General features: G+C 59.3%; 3 protein-coding genes. All 3 read left to right on the plus strand.

Annotated features, from left to right (window positions below; genetic code table 11):
- On the plus strand, positions 1 to 389 hold a 389-nt coding region (locus Q7U71_01330; GenBank protein ID MDO9390398.1), incomplete at its 5' end, for an exodeoxyribonuclease VII large subunit.
- Complete coding sequence (gene xseB / locus Q7U71_01335) at positions 386 to 655, plus strand: exodeoxyribonuclease VII small subunit (GenBank protein ID MDO9390399.1); 270 nt, start codon at positions 386 to 388, stop codon at positions 653 to 655. The genes Q7U71_01330 and xseB, both read left to right, overlap by 4 nt.
- The gene (locus Q7U71_01340; protein ID MDO9390400.1) at positions 642 to 1,910 is read left to right on the plus strand and encodes a polyprenyl synthetase family protein; all 1,269 of its coding nucleotides are present in this window, start codon (positions 642 to 644) and stop codon (positions 1,908 to 1,910) included. Before xseB ends, Q7U71_01340 begins: the two co-directional genes overlap by 14 nt.
- Positions 1,911 to 2,056: the final 146 nt, after the last annotated feature.

Here is a 2,056-nt window from a genome sequence, read left to right on the forward strand (position 1 = left end):
TTTCGGATTCCGGCGTCAGGATGAAGAACGCCCTGTTATGGCTGGCCTCCCGGTATGAGCAAAGGCTGAAAGCAGTAAGCCGCAGTTACGGGATGATGAGGCTGGCCGATCTGGTGGAGCAGAAATCCCAGCAGCTGGTCCGGACCCAGAAACAACTGGGGGCGGTCATGGCCTGGCAGGTGGGATTATTGAAAACAAGACTGGACGGATTAAGCCAATCCCTGGCGGCCCTTGGCCCCGGCTCGGTTCTGGCCCGGGGCTACAGCATCTGCCGCGACCAAAAGGGAAGGGTGATCAAGGACTCAAAGACACTGAAACCGGAAGACAGCCTGACCGCGGAGTTTTTCCAGGGCTGGGCTAAAACGACAGTTAAGGAGACGGGCCGATGAAAGCCGCCAAAAAAAACCAGCCGAAAGACTTCAAGCTGGAAACAGCATTGAAACGGCTGGAGCAGATCGTGGAAAAACTGGAATCCGGTGAAGTGGAGATCGACCAGGCTTTGGGCCTGTACCAGGAGGGAATGGAACTGACGGGCCAGGCCAAGGCGGCATTGAACGAGGTGAATTTCAAGATCAAAAAACTTACCCTAAGCGGCCAGGGGGAATTTAAAACCGAAGCAATGAAATTGGAGGAGGGTCCCAATGACCAAGAGTAAAACCCACAAGGCCAAGGCGGCAAAAGCCAAGATCCCCCCGAAGAAAGCGATCAAGCGCCCGGTCAAGCCGGTTAGCAAGAAAATTGCCAAACCCGCCGCAAAGAAGACGGCCAAACCTTCGGTCACGCCTCGACCCGGCTCGGCGGCCGCAACCAAGCCGGCCCAGCTCAGCCCCCTGGCCAGGCTTTTGGAAGAGGTTAAAAAGCGCAAGGAATCAGTTCACCAGTATCTTAAGCTTAAGGACCGGCCCGACAAGTTCCTGCCCGAGGATATCTACCGTGGGATGCACAGCTACCTGGGGATCGGCGGTAAATCATTACGGCCGGCGGTCTGCCTGTTCTGCTGCGGAGCGGTGGGCGGCGACGAGGACAAGGCCCTGCCGGCGGCTGCGGCCATCGAAGTTTACCACACCTGGACCCTGGTCCACGACGACATCATCGACCGGGACAAGCTGCGCCGGGGCGCGGCCACGGTGCACGAGGAGCTGACCCAGCGGGCCGCCAAGCGGCTGGGGCTTAAGGGCGAAGAAGCCCGGCACTACGGCACCTCCATGGCCATTTTGGCCGGGGACCTGCAGCAGGGCTGGACCATCGCGCTATTAACCGAGCTGGTGCGGGAGCGGGGGGTGAACCCCATCCTGGTGCTGCAGCTGATCCTGGACCTGGAGATCGACGTCCAGTCGGCCCTGATCGAGGGAGAGGCCCTGGATGTCCAGTATTCCAAGATGCCGCTGGAATCATTGAACGAGGAAAAGATCCTGGCCATGCTCTGGAAGAAGACCGGGGCCCTGTACCAGTTCGCCGGCAAGGCCGGGGCCATGATCGGGATCGACCAGCCCAACAACAAGCATCCCTATGTTGAGGCCCTGTCCCAGTTCACCTCCCACTGCGGCATGGCCTTCCAGCTCCAGGACGACATCCTGGGGATCCTGGGCAACGAGAAGACTCTGGGCAAGCCGGTGGGCTCCGACATCCGCGAGGGCAAGCGGACGGTGATAGTCTACCATTCGCTTAATGCGGCCTCCCGGGCCGAAAGGAATCTGATCCTGAAGACCCTGGGCAATCCCAAGGCCACCCCGGCCCAGGTCAAGAGCGTCACCCAGCTGTTCGTGAAACTGGGCGGCATCGAGCATACCGCCGAGCTGGCCCAGAAATACGTGCGCAAGGCCATCGCCGCGCTGGAGCCGCTGCCGGAGACAGAGTACAAGCAGCTGCTGATGCAGTGGGCCGATTACATGGTGAACCGGACGTTCTAACGAAGCTTGATGCTATAAGCTGTAAGCTATTCCCAAACCCCTGTCATCAAACCACAATAATCAGTTCCCCGATATATGCCGTTCTGGGAGATCCTAAATAACAAACTGCTGTGGGCCGTGGCCGCCAGCGGGCTGTCCACCCAGAT

The organism is bacterium, assembly GCA_030655055.1.
GTDB lineage: Bacteria > Edwardsbacteria > AC1 > AC1 > EtOH8 > UBA5202.